Below are 13,715 nucleotides of genomic sequence, written 5' to 3' on the forward strand. Positions count from 1 at the left end.
CGAGTGGTGACGGATCCAATAGGTCAGTTTTGCTGACTGTGTCGAGCTTGCCGACCATCATTCCGATCCGCGGCCCGACCAGCTATTCGCCTGCGACTGAAATATTTAAGTGATATCTCGTATGACGCAGCTCGCCAGTTTTTGTGAGTGCGCTCTTGTTCACGAGGTCCTGCAAATCTCGCGTCGCCGTTGCCCGGGAAGTTTTTGTGATGCTGATGTAGTTTTCCGCGCTAAGGCCGCCCTTGAAGCCATCGATGCCTTCGCGAAACATCCGGGCAATCGCCTTTTCCTGACGTTCGTTGAACTGGTCTCGCAACGCTTCATACAACTTGGTCTTGGCGAGATAGAAATTCACGCGCCTGATCGTATTGGCCTGCGCGTCGATGACGGTATTCGCGAAATAAAGAAGCCAGTCGGCAATTTCCATGTCCTTGTTGTTGCGTTCGAGAGCGGCATAGTATTCCTTTCTCGATCTCTCAATTGTGTATGAGAGTGCAATCAGGGTCGGTTGCGCCAGATTTTGCGCGAGCGATTTTTCCGCGAGGGCTCGTGCAATACGGCCGTTGCCATCCTCAAATGGGTGGATGCTCACAAAATAAAGATGAGCCAGCCCGGCGCGCGTCAATGCCGCAAGCGGATGCTTGCCACCGGGTGCTGTTTCGTTGAACCAGGACACGAACGCGTCCATCTCCTCCGTCATTTTTGAAGACGGGGGCGCTTCGAAGTGAACCTTCGGATGACCGATGTTACCCGACACGACCTGCATGGGGTCTGGATGGGTGCGATAGGCTCCGATCGTATGGATGCGCCTAGACCCACTCATGAGCATGCTGTGCCAGGCCAACATGGTCTCGTGAGAGAGGGATGTGTCAAAATTCTTGTAGAGGTCGGCCATCATCTCTGCGATGCCGTTTTCGGCCGGCAGGATGCGTTGGCCATCGTTCCCGAGCCCGAACTGCCGGCGAAGGGAGGACTCCACGCTGTCCCTGTCCAGCACCTCGCCCTCGATCTCTGAGGTTTTGAGGGCCTCGTCACTTATCAACTCAATTTTTAGGGTCTCCCGGTCATCGGGGCCGATGTGCTTGAAAGCGCCTATAAACTCGCCGGCACTCAGCAGAAATTTACGCTCCAGCGGCTCTAAGTCGCTGGATTGATAAGTAAATTCCGGCCAAGACGGCCGCTCCCAGTTCCACGGCATGAGCTATAGCGCTCCTCTCTATAACTCATGATAGCAGAAATAATGAGCTATATGGAACCTTCCTATAGCTCACACTACAACCATGTGGGGAAGTCCTAAGACTCTGCCTCAGAAAAACCCTGAATCGGTTCCATCTCTGTTCCCGTAAATCCCAGACAGCCGAAATACCGCCTGTACTCGAAGGACTGCCAGCATTTGACCAATCGCTAGAACAAATATCGAACGAAAGCTTCACTCATGACCGCTACCATTACCTTCTTCCCGTATCCAACGGCGACATGACCCTTCTGCGTTTTGACAACGGTCAGGCGTTTCTTATCGATGTGAACATCCGCGGGGCTCCCTCAGCTCGTCCGCAAACCCTTCACCGACGACACGCCCGACCAGCCGCTGGCTGCTCTGTCCTGGATCGAAGATCATGTAGCCGCCAGGGGCCCGCGACAGTCCAGCCGCGGCAAGCTCGATGCATGGTCTTGATGATATCGCCCCGCTCGCCCATGCGCCTGAGCTTTGCCTCGAGGGCGGCATCGATCTGCCACTGGCCGGGGCCGGTCTCTTCCGCAAGTCCCATCCGCTCGAGCGCTCGTAACCGCCCCATCCGGGCGGCTTGCCAGACTGGATCTCTCGCCGGCATCGCGCTGAGTTCAAGAGCGCCATCCGGCGCATCGCGCACGATGGCCCGGTCAAGGCGCGTGAACCGCTCGGCCATCACCTCCTGCTGGAGCTTGCGCGTGACCTCGATCTCCGTCTCTGGACCGAGCTCCCGCGTGATCAGATCGGCGGCCCGCGCCCGCAGGCCGTGAGAGATATAATCGCGGGCGATCACGAGGTCCTGCCCTTCGTCATCCCTTCCGCGGAGGACGATATGACTATGGGGATACCCGTGTTGAAATGATCAGCTGCGACCCAGTCGAGCCTGGTACCGAGGTCACTCTCCATCTGTCGCATCAGGTCGCGGACGAAGGGCTTCAGGTCGGAGAGTTCCGCGCTATCCTCGGGCGCCACAATGAACCGGAACTGGTGGCGATCTCCCTCGCTCCGTTCCGTGAAGGCCTTGCCGTCGGCGCGATCGTTGGCGGCATCGTAGAGCTCACCCGGCTCACCGTCCCGCGTGACGCCGTCGCGCTGCACGTAGCGCAGATGCGCCCGGGTTGCACCGCCATCGCCCGCCTTGATGCGTACGATGCGCGCCTTGATCACGACGCGGCGCTGGCCCTTGCTCCGCCCCCTCCCGGCCAGCACCGCACCTTGCGCGTATCCGCGACCTATCCGGCCACCCGAGAAGTTGGACGTGCGATGCGAACCGGCCCCAGCTTTCTCCGTCGCCTGGCGCACACGCCGCAGATAGCTCGTCGCCCTTCGGGCTCTGCGGTTGCCGATCCGCCCGAGTTTCACCTCGAATTCGTCGTCGACACTGCGCATGACGCGAGCTCCCTTCAGGAAGACCGCGGATATGTGAGGCCGGCGCGCGATCGCCAAGACACAGACGAAAAGATTAAACGACGCAATCGAATTGGCGACATCGCGCAGCAAGGTGTCGACAAAACTGGGATGTGCAGACAACGACTTAAGCACGGTGAGGCGCCAGTGCTTTTATCTTGCCCTCCCGCCTGATCTGCGTAAGCGTCCGAATCTTGCACGACTTTCTGAGAGTGCGGTGTCGTTCCAAATCGGGTTCTCTCGTACATGGGAGGATCTCCGGTGGCATCTCGGTCGTGGGTAAAAGCGCACAGCCCTTATTGGTCGTTGCACGTCGAGGCATGGCGTCAAAGCGGAATGGGGCGCGCGGATTATTGCCGCCAGCACGGGCTGTCGACCAAGACGTTCGAACGCTGGATGAAGCATCTGATCAGCAAGGAAGAAGCCCGCGAACATGCGAAATCCCTGCAGGATTCGCGTCGGCAAGAGCAACGCCAGCAGGGGAAGAGTGGCAAGCGGCATCTGAGACCGCGCTATTCCGTACGCACGGACACCCGCTCGCGTGCGCTTCAGGCGTTCTGGGCGATGCATGTGGAAGCCATGAACTGGAGCGGGATGGGTGTTCGCGAATATGCCTCCGGCCTGCGTCTTTCGCCTCACGCGTTGCGCAAATGGCGGGACCGTATCGAGAACGCCGAGGTGGAGATCGACTGGCGGGCGCATCTTCATCCGAGTGCCTGCCCGCAAATAAGCACTGGTGCTAGCAGCGCTGCTAAGGATAGCTCGCGGGAAAACGGCTGGACAGCGGCACGCGAAGCGGATCCGCCGCACGACGGACGCTCGAACCGGCGCAGCTTCACGGATGAAGAGAAGCTAGCCGTCGTGTTGGAATCGGAACAGCCCGGCATGAGTGTGGCGGAGGTCTGCCGCCGCCATCGCATCGTCACGAGCATGGTGTTCCGCTGGCGCGTCCAGTTCGGCTTTACGGGCAAGAAGGCAGCGAAGCTGGCAACGGTTACGCTCCCGGGAGGTAGCTCTGGAGGATCATCCGGCCCAGCGGTGCTGCACGATCTGTTGCATCCACCGGACGGGATGATGCCGGTGCAACTGCTCGACGGGCGACGCGTCTTTGCGCCCGAAGGCAGCGATCCGGAAGTGGTTCGCCAGCATGTTCTCGACCGGGAGGCTGCACGATGATGATCGTTCCTGCAGGCGTGAAGGTGCACCTGGCGCTGGGTTACACCGACATGAGAAAGGGCATGGATGGACTGGCCATGCTGGTCCAGGAAACGCTGAAGAAGGATCCGTTCTGCGGCCACCTGTTCGCCTTCCGGGGCAAACGAGCGCAGATCGTCAAGATCCTGTTCTGGGACGGCAACGGGCTGTGCTTGTTCACCAAGCGGCTCGATCGGGGCGGCTTCGTGTGGCCGCGGATGACGGGGTACGAAGGCTCCATCACGTTGTCTCCAGCGCAGCTCGCGATGCTGATCGATCACCCATGTTGATGCCCCTCCTTGTTAGGCTGACAGATTCTTAGATCAAGTTGCGCAATGACGTGGTTTCGAAGCTCGCGGACAGCGTCAAGAAGGGATGGTGTATTCGGGAAGAGATAGGCGCCGCTTGGCTGGCGATCAATCAGCAAACGCTTACTTCGGATCTGCACATAGAGCCAGTTCACCGGGATCTTGAGCTTGCGGGCCAATTCGGGTGGGCTGAGGAGTGCGTCGTCATGCTCCCATCGGTTGCGCTGGGTGGCCACCTTGATGGCAGCGGCACGGCGGAGCCGCCCAACGGTGATGGGCAGCACCTTATCGGCGCAATGGGGAGAGCGGTGGCCTTCGTGAGTAAGGATCGCGGCGATCTTGTCGTCGGGGACGCCGTCGCGGGCAAGCGCCAGCAGGCGCTCCCGCATTTCCGTACCTCGCGTCAATCTGGTGACAGAGTTGACGCTCATCTTCACCTCGAGCTCCGTCATGGCGCCTCCTCGCCAGACAATCCTGGCCAGGGCCAAGTCGTGCTCACCGCGGTCGAGCACGACCTTTTCGATGAGGCATCGCAACAACGCCTTGCGATGCGCATCCGAGATACTCTCGTCACCCCATATCTGCGGGAGGCGGCCGGTGAGGCTGATGACCTTGTCGTTGAGCTCCTTGCTTATGGCCACTTGTGTGATGGCTTTGGGCGGCGTCTGTCGGGCGAGCGCCTCTTCGGCGGCGCGCACGTCGTTTAGCGCCACTTCCCATCGGCGCTCGAGTTCCGAGGCGACCAACCGATTATCTGGATCAGCTCGGTTGAACTGCCGTTCGGCGAGCGCCGCCGTGTACCGCTTGCGCTCGAGCTCTCGTTCTGCACTGGAGCGTAACGCATTGTTCATCTGCTGCTGCACCCGGCGGGAGCGCGACAAGGCATCGAGTTCGGCCGGCGCTAGTGCGGTTAGGAATGCGCCGCCAACCGCTGCATCGATATGGGCGGCGCGGATGTGTTGGCAGGTTGGCTGACCTTCCTGGGTACGCAGGTGATTGCATACATACTCGCCTCCGCCCTTGTAGCGGACGTACATCTTATGGCCACATCGTGCGCACCAGGCAATGCCGTGGAGCAGGAGCTCGCCATTGCGAGGCGCGCCGCGGGTTTTGATGCGCATGTATTCGGCTCGGTTATCTCTGATGACGGCTCGGATTTTTTCATAAATTGGCCAGTCGATATAGGCCGGATATCGATCTTTAACGACGATCCGCCACTCCTCCATCGGCCGCGGAGCCTTTTGTGGCAGAGCACCCTCCCGCTTGGGCGGCTGGAAGCGGGTTCGTCCATAGACAAAGGCGCCCGCGTATGCGGGGTTCTTCAAGATCGCCGCGACAGCAGCCAGCGTCGCGCGCGTCCAGCACAAATCGCCATACCGATCACGACGCGGCAGTTCCAGGTCACGCTCGTTCAACGCTCGCATGACCTTGGCAACGCTGCGCAGCTGCAGGAACAGCTGGAAGACGAGACCGAGCCGCCCTTGCACGGCCATGTCGGGATCCTTAACGACCACGCCGCTCGGGTCTCGCATCAGCCCGATTGGCAGCATAACCGCAAGTTCGCCGCGTTCGGCTTTAGCCAGCAGGCCGGCGGTCAGCCGGCTGCGGATCGTATGTAGCTCAAGCTCGGAGATCGAACCCTTCAGCCCGAGAAGTAACCGTCCGTTGGGAGTGCCCGGATCATAGACACCATCGCGGTCGGCGATCAGGCAGCCACGTAGACCGCAGATATCCAGGAGCGGATACCAGTCGGTACAATTACGCGCCAAGCGGGTCACGTCGATCGACAAAATGAGTCCGACTTCACTCAGGCCAACACGGCCAACGAGCTCCTTGAAGCCGTTACGTTGTGCTATAGAAGCGCCGCTCAACCCGAGATCCGCATCGATCACGTCGATGGCCGCCTCACGCCATCCGAGTTCGCGGGCGCGCTGGCGAAGCGCGTATTGAAGGCGCAGGCTCTCCTGATTGCTTACAACCTGGTGGGGCGTCGACTGCCGGATGTATACTACGGCTTTGCGTGCCAAGTGGCTTGGTGTGACCAGCTCGGACTTCATGAGGGATCTCCGCCAAAATCGCGGCGACGTCTTCGACGATCTGGCGTCGGAGCGCGGGCGTCAGCGTCGACCAAAGATCGGCTGGATCCATGCTCATGTGCGTCGGGACAATCCGCTGTCGATAAAAGGTCGAGTAGAGCCTCCATACTCAGCTTAATCTGATTTGCTTCTTGCTCATAATATTCGATTGCGGTTGCCTGAATTAGGAGACTGCTTCCCGTGCGAAACTCAACTTCATACGAAGCGGGAATGCCTCGGCCTCGCTGGCCGATCTTCCTGATCACTCGAAATGAGCGGCCGTACAAAGGATGGCGGGGATCTCGAACTTCGACCACCTCCGGAAATGATTCGTCAGACTCACTATTAGGGACATTCCTCAATCCCCTCGATCGAAGGCATCGATTGGCGTGTGCCCGAGCGTATCTGGAAGCCCGCTCTTGCCGGCTGAAACATCGCAGAAACTCGCATAGAATATAGCGAACTTGCTTCTTCGAATCAGCATATTCGAGTAGAATCGAACATGCGATTTGACCTCGAAAACCTGCCCTCCGATACGGCCCTGTTGCACCGTTTGGTGCGTAAGATGGCTGATGTTGTCGAGAGCCGCGATGGCGAGATCGAGCGCCTTCAGATCATCATCAAGAAGCTGCAGCGGGCGCAGTTCGGGCGTCGCTCCGAACGCCTCGATGCCGATCAACTGGCGCTCGCACTTGAGGATCTCGACGGCGATATTGCCCGCATCCGGGAGAGCCGTCCGGCGATCGCGACAGAGGCAGCTGAAGCGCCATCCCGGCGCAAGCCACTGCCCGATCATCTGCCCCGCGAGGACGTTCTGCTCGACGTCGATAGTGAGATCTGCGGTTGTTGCGGCGGCGCGCTCCACGCGATCGGCGAAAGCGTGAGCGAGATGCTCGACTGGGTTCCGGCGCAGCTTCGTGTCGTTCGTATCGCCCGCCCGAAATACGCCTGCCGCGCCTGTAACAAGGTTGTGCAAGCGCCGGCGTCCGAACGGCCGATCGCCGGCGGATTGGCGACGCCAGCTCTGCTCACTCAAGTGTTGATCAGCAAATATTGCGATCACACGCCGCTCTATCGGCAATCGCAAATCTTTGCTCGGCACGGTGTCGATCTCAGCCGTTCGACGCTGGTCGGATGGGTTGGCGGTGCGTGCTGGTGGGCTGGAAGCGCTGCATGAGCGGCTGTGCAAGAACGTGTTCGCGTCTGATCATCTGTTCGCAGACGACACGCCGATCCCAGTACTTGATCCCGGCAGAGGGAGGACGAAGACGGGGCGATTGTGGGTCTATGCCCGCGAGCAACGACCGTGGAGCGGACCCGAACCGCCGGCTGCGGTCTATTTGTATGCGCCGGATCGCAAAGCAGAACGGCCCGCCTCGCATCTCGAGGACTTCAAAGGCGTCCTGCATGTCGATGGTTATGCCGGCTTCGAACAACTGGCCAACAACGGCGATGTCGTGCTTGCCGCCTGTTGGGCGCACACGAGGCGCAAGTTCTACGAAGTGGCCGAGGCTACCGGCTCGCCGGTGGCGGCCGAAGCACTGCGCCGGATCGGTGAACTCTATGTCATCGAAGTACGCGTGCGCGGGAAATCGTCCGCTCATCGCCTTGCCGAGCGGCGCTCCTTCTCCAGGCCGATCGTGCAAGCTCTGCATGCCTGGCTGGAAGCCCAGCTTCCGCGCGTAGCAGGCCGGAGCACCCTGGCCGAGGCGATCCGCTATGCGCTCTCGCGCTGGGAAGGTCTGACCCGCTTCCTGCATGACGGCCGCATTGAACTCGATACCAATCCGGTCGAACGCGCGATCCGCCCAGTGGCGCTCGGGCGTAAGAACCATCTCTTTGCCGGAAGCGATGGTGGCGGCGACCGGTGGGCGATCGTCTGTTCGCTGATCGAAACTTGCAAACTCAACGGCGTCGAACCCTACGCCTACCTGCGCGATGTGCTCACGCGCATGGTCAACGGGCATCCCATCAACCGCCTCGATGAACTGCTGCCTTGGACCTGGAAAAATAAGAATCATGTCAAGACCTGACTGACATGCATGCTCCGGACGCTTACGATCTGCCGCCTGATTGCTCCATGCTGGATTGCAGTTCGTTGGGCAAGGATATCGTCACGCTCCGGTGCAAAGCTGCGCAGACCTGATCGGAGCCTGGCCGACAGGGAAAGCGAACAATGCTGCGCGCAGTTTCGTTCGCAGAAACCGTCGTGCGACACGTTAGAAAGCGCGCTTTCGTGCCCCTCAGATCTCCGGAAACAGTCGCGGAAACAGCACGTCGAGCGTATCCATGGGAAAGCGCAACGACACCGGGCCCTTGGGTGTTTCCGAGGCAAGAAGACCGGTTGCGACGACATCGTTGAAGACGCGCCGTGCCGTGCGTTCGGGAAGGCCGGTGATGCGCGGGACGTCGCCGCGGTCGAACTGTCCGCGAATGAGCGCCTCCTCCAGAAGCCGCGCGGCTTGCGGCTTTAACTGCTCGCTCCTCTCGACGAAACCGCGCAACCGCTGGGCCAGCGTTTCGATCTCGAACAGGCTTCCCATGAACGTCACCTGATCCAGGCAAACGCGCAGAAACCAGAGAATGAATTCGCTTAAAGCCCGTTGCGAGAGGTTGCCCCGGCCGTCGAGATCGCCCTGCCGGGGCATGTCGGCATGGTCCATCATCCGCTTGTAATCGCCTGGGCCGGTGAGGCCGCGCGCCAATCCGCGCGAGACAGACCACAGCCCGTGCGCACCGATTCCGCCAAGATGCGCCATGGCGTGGCTCATCAGGCGGCTGACGCGGCCGTTGCCGTCCGGGAAAGGATGGATGTAGTTGAAGCGATGATGTGCGGCCGGAATCGCGATGATCCGCGCCGCCTTGCCGAAGCGTTCGAAGCGATAGCGGTCGGCAAAATACGTCATGAAGGCTGTGATGCGATCGCTGGAAGGCGGTTGATGGCGGCCGACTGAGACATCGTGTTCGGTGCTCGACCGCCATGTGCCGGGCTGCATCGTGAACTCGCTACCGTTGCCGCGGATGCAAAGCATCTCGGGCGCGGCGTCGCGGTAGAATTCGCGGTGGAGCCAGAGAATAAAATCGACGGAGGCCGGTTCGCCCAGGCGATTTTCGCGCGCCATGGAATCGATTTCGGACTGCACGCGCACGTGGGCTGCCGCCTCGATCTGCAGGTTGCGGCGTTGCTTGTCGTTGTCAAAGTTGCCGTCGAGTGCGCGCGCGATGTCGCGCGGCCTGGTGTTATGTCCTTCGATCAGGTTGCTGTAATAGGTGTTCATGATCCGCACGAGGCCCGCGAGATTGGCGGCGGTTTGCGGATTAAGCGCGTGACCGAGCTTCGCGGTCGCGGCCGAAAGCTCGGCCACCACGTCAGAGATGGCCTCGGGCACTTCTTCCAGCCTGGCCGGCTCGATGCGTTCGACGGTTTCCAGCATTGGGGGCATTTTGGCCGATCCGGTAGTCTGTTAAGATATTCAATATAAATGATTTTCATGTTAAGATTACACGCTTTGGCCGATCTTTTGGCCGATTTTGGCAGCGGCATTTTCAGGCAATTTTGGCCGATCTATATGTCATATAAGACACTGATAAGTAACGATAAAATACAACAAAATACAAGTTTTGGCCGTTTTCTTGGCCGATCTTGGTGGATCGGCCTGTCTCTTGTCAATCCGAGCTTCGCTCTCGCACCGGACGGCGGCCAAATGGAGCGAACTATCCCGGCGGATTCCAGGTCCAGACCGGACGCGCGACGCCGATGACATCGCATCGCATGACCGGCCCGAAATACCGGCTATCGAACGAGTAAGGATGGGGCTGCAGCAGGAAATACTCGCCCTCGATGAGGGTAAGGCAGCCATCCCACGACGGCAGCGGGCGCCCCTCGCGATCCTTCTCGAAGGTCTCGGCGATGGTCTTGCCGTTCACGCTGACAACTCCGGTCCCATCCACCTTGGAGCGGCAAACCTCATCGCCGCCCATGGCCGCGACCTGTTTCACGAGTGGGACATCGGGTGCAAGAATTCCGCGCGCGACGATCATCATTTCGATGAGTGGCGGCGGCTGAACGGTAGCGGTCTCGCCTCGCTGCGGAAGCCGGTGCTCGACGCGGTAGAAGCCGAGCGGCGCGCTGCCGGAGGCATTGTAAAGGACGAGCGGCGCATGGGTTTGGAGCGAGGCCAGCATGGCGACGAAGGCCGTAGATCTTCAGGAGCACATAGCTCGACGGTCCTTTCAACGTCACCACCGGAACTCCGTCGACGCCAATGACGGCGGCCCGGCTGACCTTGAAGTCGGCAAGGCTCATTTTCGGCGCGCCGTCTCGATATCCAAGTGGCGTGCAACGGGCGCGAATGACTCGCCGGCTCATCGTCGGCAGCCAGAACACGGGCGAGCTGCGTGCAGTGCTGAAGGGGTCTGCGAACGCGTAGAGGCCCCAATTTTCTGCCTTGGGATAACGCCTGCGCAGGCGCAGCAATGGCGGGCCGTCGTGCAGTGTGATGGGGCTCAGGCGCCGCGGCACAGCGGCGCGCCAGTCAGCCAGATAGTCCGGATTGCGGCGCAGGAATTCCCAGGCCCAGTCGCTTCCATCGCAAGGCTCGGCCTGCGCAAGACCCGGTGTGGCGCCCTTCGCCGGGCCTTCTCGGCCATGATTGCTGCTCGGCATCGTCCCCCGTCACTCCGACGATGCTCGAAGGCGATTGCGGCGCGAGAGAGGCCCCCGCGCCTGGCGCGGGGGCCGGCTTCCTCAGTCGGCGGGATTCCAGATGATGGCAAAGACGCTGTCATCATCCTGGCCGGCGGCGCGGCCGAGATTGGCGTAGAGCTTGCGCGGTCCGAACTCGGGTGCGGCCAGCGACAGGCTCACATAATCCTTGCCGCTGGTTTCCCCGCGCCGGGTCCAGCCTGCGCCGATCTCGACGCCCTGGGTGACGACGCGGAAGTCGGGTTGGGTAGGCCTCGAATATTGCTGCACGGAGCTCTGATGCGAGTACTGATCGTCGACGATCATCCCATCATCATAGCTGCTTGCCAGGCCTTGCTTGCCGACGAGGCAGGATTCATTGTCACGGGAGCGGCAGATGCGGTAAGTGGATTGGCGTCCTTTATTGCCAGACCTCCTGAGGTCTGCGTCATAGACGTTAACCTGCCATCCGTCTCCGGCATGGAGCTCGCTCGACGGATCCTTGGAAGAGACGCCGAAGCGCGCATCGTGATGTTTAGCGTCAACGACGATCCTGCATTCGTGGCAACCGCGATCGACATCGGCGTCAAAGGGTACGTTTCCAAATCGGGAGACCCCAACAACCTAGTTCTTGCAATTCGTGAAGTCCGGAAAGGCGGCACTTTCCTGTCATCGCGTGCCGTTCAAACGCCAGCGTTGGCTGATCCGGTGATTGCAGCAAACCGGCTTGCGCAAGTCAGCCCAAGAGAAGCGAAGATTCTTCACCTCCTCGCGTCCGGCAGGGGCTTTTCCGAGATCGCAAAACTGATCAGTGTTTCCTACGGAACGGTCGCCAACGATATCGCGGTTGTGAGGCATAAGCTTGGCCTTAGGTCGACCAGCGAATTGGTCCGGTTGGCGATTGAACTCTCTGCCAAGCTCCATCGTTAAGGAGCGATCAGCAAGTCTTCGCGTTTCCTTCGCGTTCTCAACGCATATTTGCCGATCCTTGGCCGGATGATTTGCGGCTGTCGAGCGCGAGCCGCGGCTTATCTGCAAGGCATGCGGCAAGCGCGGCGCCATTCTCAGGGGTGGAAGCGAGCCGAACTTGATGGGCCGAGCGATCACCACTGAAGGTACCTCGTCCGACGCAACAAAAACTAGGTCTATGCGTTTTCGAACATTCGTGGCCCGGCCGCCGCTAACCATAACTACGACCACGTCTTGTTAGACAAAGCTTAAAAACTTACAGTTGTAGTTTTCAGTATGGATTTTTTTCATGATGGTCCGCTTACCCGTAGTCGGGGTCATCTCGCCTGATGGGAGAAGGTCATACTGGGTGGCAGCAGTGACGCCAGAGAAGGCGATGGGAGCGGTCGCGCGGGTCATCCCCGAGGGGCATGCCACTAGGCTCTTGAAGCACCGCCTGCGCGTGAGGCCAGATGCGCTCCGGCCAGGGCAAGTTCAGCAGCTTAGGCTCTGACCCAGAAACCTACCCACTAGGGGGCATTTATCTGCCTCAAAAGAGCGGCCCTCCGCGTTTCACCGCCGGTCTATATCTGGTCTCCGTATTGGCGGACTGAGACCGCGCGCTCTCGCTGCCGTCTCTTGGAGGGAGCCGCGTGGATGACCCGCTTCTTCTTCGTCCACAGCTGCATTTCTGTCTTCGATGACGTCGGGCTGGAGCTTCCGGATATCGACGCTGCGCAAGCAGCGGCGATCGAATTGAGCGGCCGAATTCTCAACGATGAACCAGAAGGTCCGTTATGGCACGATAATAAATGGCGCGTCGAGGTTACTGGCAGCCCTGGAATCGGCGGGCAGACTTTCCTTGTCCTTCCGTTTTCAGTCACGCGACATAACGCAGCAACGATGTGACTTGATCCATCTTATCGTTGCTCAAGTAGTTCGTCTTCGCTGCTTGGCTCGATGTGCTTGGCAACGCGCCCTTCGCGCTGGTGGATTGGCTGCTCAAAAAGCACCGGCGGGAGTGGCTGGCCTCACACGTGGCGATGCAGCCCCCAGAACGCAATTAGCAGGAGAGCTACGGTCCCAATTCCCAGCACTACGAGAATGGTTTCCAGCATGACGAATCAAGCTCCGCCAGTAGCAAGGTTACACAATCCCGAAGGCGTCGCTTTCAAATATGAGAGTGCGAGCACATCTGGATAAATTTGGCCCCAGCCAGAAGGGAAAGCTGGGGCCTTCGGTCATGGTGTCATGCAGGACCGAAGATCAGACGAACGCGACCCATTAGTTCAGATACAAAGATCCCGACGTCACCGGCCAATTCCAAACCACACATACGGATGGAAGCCGATGTAGGCCAATTGATCGGCCGCCTTCCCATGCGCTCGCCAGCGCGTTCCCTCTATGGGAGGAGGTCGAAGAAGAGCCCACACCGCGGTGATGAGGACGGTAACACTCCATGATGAGTGAGCTTTACTGACGCTTTCCCGTTGAGATTTCACTAGCTTAGAGCTCCAGACTTTCTAAAATTGATTTCTGTGATTCATTTTTCGGGTACATTGCGATGGTGAAACCTGCGGTTTCGCGTGACGCCTTTCGTGGTTTGTTTGCTCTTTACGCAGAAAAGGCCGACCACGAGCATGATGGTGAACACCGGCTATTGAAGTTGTTCGCTTCGACCAAAGACATTCCTGACTACTTACTAGAGCTATGGTCAGACCGCACTCAGCTGCTCGACCCCGAAATCGTTGGTAGCATGCTAATCCCGCGCACCCGGCAGATCGCCGATGGCAGCGCACATTATGACCATGCCAGCGACTTTCTCCATGCGCTCCTTAGAGACATGGAGCGAAAAGCGCACTGACAGT

The 13,715-nt window shown here is 59.7% G+C and carries 12 protein-coding genes and 2 pseudogenes; 6 read left to right on the forward strand and 8 right to left on the reverse strand.

All coding sequences use genetic code 11. From position 1 onward, the window contains the following. Positions 1-82 precede the first annotated feature (82 nt). From IVB18_RS33895 to IVB18_RS33905, 3 genes are all read right to left on the reverse strand, one after another. The gene (locus IVB18_RS33895) at positions 83-1,198 is read right to left on the reverse strand and encodes a Fic family protein (protein WP_247984656.1); all 1,116 of its coding nucleotides are present in this window, start codon (positions 1,196-1,198) and stop codon (positions 83-85) included. A gap of 364 nt (positions 1,199-1,562) precedes the next feature. Beyond that, on the reverse strand, positions 1,563-2,024 hold the full coding sequence (locus IVB18_RS33900; protein WP_247984657.1) for a DUF3363 domain-containing protein: 462 nt from the start codon (positions 2,022-2,024) through the stop codon (positions 1,563-1,565). Next, entirely contained in the window at positions 2,021-2,620 is a 600-nt protein-coding gene (locus tag IVB18_RS33905) for a hypothetical protein (RefSeq protein ID WP_247984658.1), read from the reverse strand. The genes IVB18_RS33900 and IVB18_RS33905 overlap by 4 nt, the downstream gene beginning before the upstream one ends. A gap of 354 nt (positions 2,621-2,974) precedes the next feature. On the opposite strand from IVB18_RS33905, the gene IVB18_RS33910 reads away from it, so the two are divergent. Together IVB18_RS33910 and tnpB are read left to right on the forward strand one after the other, a co-directional pair. Then, a complete protein-coding gene (locus IVB18_RS33910) occupies positions 2,975-3,814 on the forward strand; it encodes a transposase (RefSeq protein WP_247984659.1) in 840 nt (279 codons plus the stop codon). Beyond that, positions 3,814-4,122, forward strand: coding sequence for an IS66 family insertion sequence element accessory protein TnpB (gene tnpB / locus IVB18_RS33915; protein ID WP_346732572.1), 309 nt, complete (start codon positions 3,814-3,816; stop codon positions 4,120-4,122). The genes IVB18_RS33910 and tnpB overlap by 1 nt, the downstream gene beginning before the upstream one ends. On the opposite strand, the gene IVB18_RS33920 is transcribed toward tnpB, so the two are convergent. After that, positions 4,110-6,197 carry a recombinase family protein gene (locus IVB18_RS33920; protein WP_247984661.1) on the reverse strand — a complete coding sequence of 696 codons (2,088 nt, stop codon included), beginning with the start codon at positions 6,195-6,197 and terminating at the stop codon, positions 4,110-4,112. The genes tnpB and IVB18_RS33920 overlap by 13 nt on opposite strands. Positions 6,198-6,717: 520 nt before the next feature. Between IVB18_RS33920 and IVB18_RS33925 the strand changes: the two are divergent. Continuing rightward, positions 6,718-8,248 (forward strand): annotated as a pseudogene (locus IVB18_RS33925) (IS66 family transposase). Between the two features lie 210 nt (positions 8,249-8,458). On the opposite strand, the gene IVB18_RS33930 reads toward IVB18_RS33925, so the two are convergent. The 4 genes and pseudogenes from IVB18_RS33930 to IVB18_RS33945 all read right to left on the reverse strand — a co-directional run bounded on the left by IVB18_RS33930 (position 8,459) and on the right by IVB18_RS33945 (position 11,226). Continuing rightward, positions 8,459-9,658, reverse strand: coding sequence for a Fic family protein (locus IVB18_RS33930; protein WP_247984662.1), 1,200 nt, complete (start codon positions 9,656-9,658; stop codon positions 8,459-8,461). 271 nt (positions 9,659-9,929) lie between these two features. After that, complete coding sequence (locus tag IVB18_RS33935) at positions 9,930-10,400, reverse strand: S26 family signal peptidase (RefSeq protein ID WP_247984663.1); 471 nt, start codon at positions 10,398-10,400, stop codon at positions 9,930-9,932. Positions 10,401-10,746: 346 nt separating this feature from the next. Continuing rightward, a pseudogene (locus tag IVB18_RS33940) lies at positions 10,747-10,881 on the reverse strand (DUF6499 domain-containing protein); the annotation flags it as partial. A gap of 81 nt (positions 10,882-10,962) precedes the next feature. Next, positions 10,963-11,226 (reverse strand): DUF736 family protein, encoded by a 264-nt coding sequence (locus IVB18_RS33945; RefSeq protein WP_247984664.1) that lies wholly within the window; start codon positions 11,224-11,226, stop codon positions 10,963-10,965. Here IVB18_RS33945 and IVB18_RS33950 point away from each other — a divergent pair. The 3 genes from IVB18_RS33950 to IVB18_RS33960 all read left to right on the forward strand — a co-directional run bounded on the left by IVB18_RS33950 (position 11,200) and on the right by IVB18_RS33960 (position 13,711). Next, complete coding sequence (locus tag IVB18_RS33950; RefSeq protein ID WP_247984665.1) at positions 11,200-11,829, forward strand: response regulator transcription factor; 630 nt, start codon at positions 11,200-11,202, stop codon at positions 11,827-11,829. The two genes, IVB18_RS33945 and IVB18_RS33950, sit on opposite strands and share 27 nt — an antisense overlap. A 675-nt stretch (positions 11,830-12,504) precedes the next feature. Then, positions 12,505-12,756 (forward strand): hypothetical protein, encoded by a 252-nt coding sequence (locus IVB18_RS33955; RefSeq protein WP_247984666.1) that lies wholly within the window; start codon positions 12,505-12,507, stop codon positions 12,754-12,756. 655 nt (positions 12,757-13,411) lie between these two features. Beyond that, positions 13,412-13,711, forward strand: a complete 300-nt coding sequence (locus tag IVB18_RS33960; protein ID WP_247984667.1) for a hypothetical protein — start codon at positions 13,412-13,414, stop codon at positions 13,709-13,711. Positions 13,712-13,715 lie beyond the last annotated feature (4 nt).

Origin of the sequence: Bradyrhizobium sp. 186 (assembly GCF_023101685.1) — a bacterium.
Lineage (GTDB): Bacteria > Pseudomonadota > Alphaproteobacteria > Rhizobiales > Xanthobacteraceae > Bradyrhizobium.

Excerpts from the sequence above, each read along its gene's own strand:
- IVB18_RS33895 (WP_247984656.1), bottom strand. The coding sequence starts at position 1,198 with ATGCCGTGGAACTGGGAGCGGCCGTCTTGGCCGGAATTTACTTATCAA.
- IVB18_RS33905 (WP_247984658.1), bottom strand. The coding sequence starts at position 2,620 with ATGCGCAGTGTCGACGACGAATTCGAGGTGAAACTCGGGCGGATCGGC.
- IVB18_RS33910 (WP_247984659.1), top strand. The coding sequence starts at position 2,975 with ATGGGGCGCGCGGATTATTGCCGCCAGCACGGGCTGTCGACCAAGACG.
- tnpB (WP_346732572.1), top strand. The coding sequence starts at position 3,814 with ATGATCGTTCCTGCAGGCGTGAAGGTGCACCTGGCGCTGGGTTACACC.
- IVB18_RS33920 (WP_247984661.1), bottom strand. The coding sequence starts at position 6,197 with ATGAAGTCCGAGCTGGTCACACCAAGCCACTTGGCACGCAAAGCCGTA.
- IVB18_RS33930 (WP_247984662.1), bottom strand. The coding sequence starts at position 9,658 with ATGCCCCCAATGCTGGAAACCGTCGAACGCATCGAGCCGGCCAGGCTG.
- IVB18_RS33935 (WP_247984663.1), bottom strand. The coding sequence starts at position 10,400 with ATGCTGGCCTCGCTCCAAACCCATGCGCCGCTCGTCCTTTACAATGCC.
- IVB18_RS33950 (WP_247984665.1), top strand. The coding sequence starts at position 11,200 with ATGCGAGTACTGATCGTCGACGATCATCCCATCATCATAGCTGCTTGC.
- IVB18_RS33945 (WP_247984664.1), bottom strand. The coding sequence starts at position 11,226 with ATGATCGTCGACGATCAGTACTCGCATCAGAGCTCCGTGCAGCAATAT.
- IVB18_RS33955 (WP_247984666.1), top strand. The coding sequence starts at position 12,505 with ATGACCCGCTTCTTCTTCGTCCACAGCTGCATTTCTGTCTTCGATGAC.
- IVB18_RS33960 (WP_247984667.1), top strand. The coding sequence starts at position 13,412 with ATGGTGAAACCTGCGGTTTCGCGTGACGCCTTTCGTGGTTTGTTTGCT.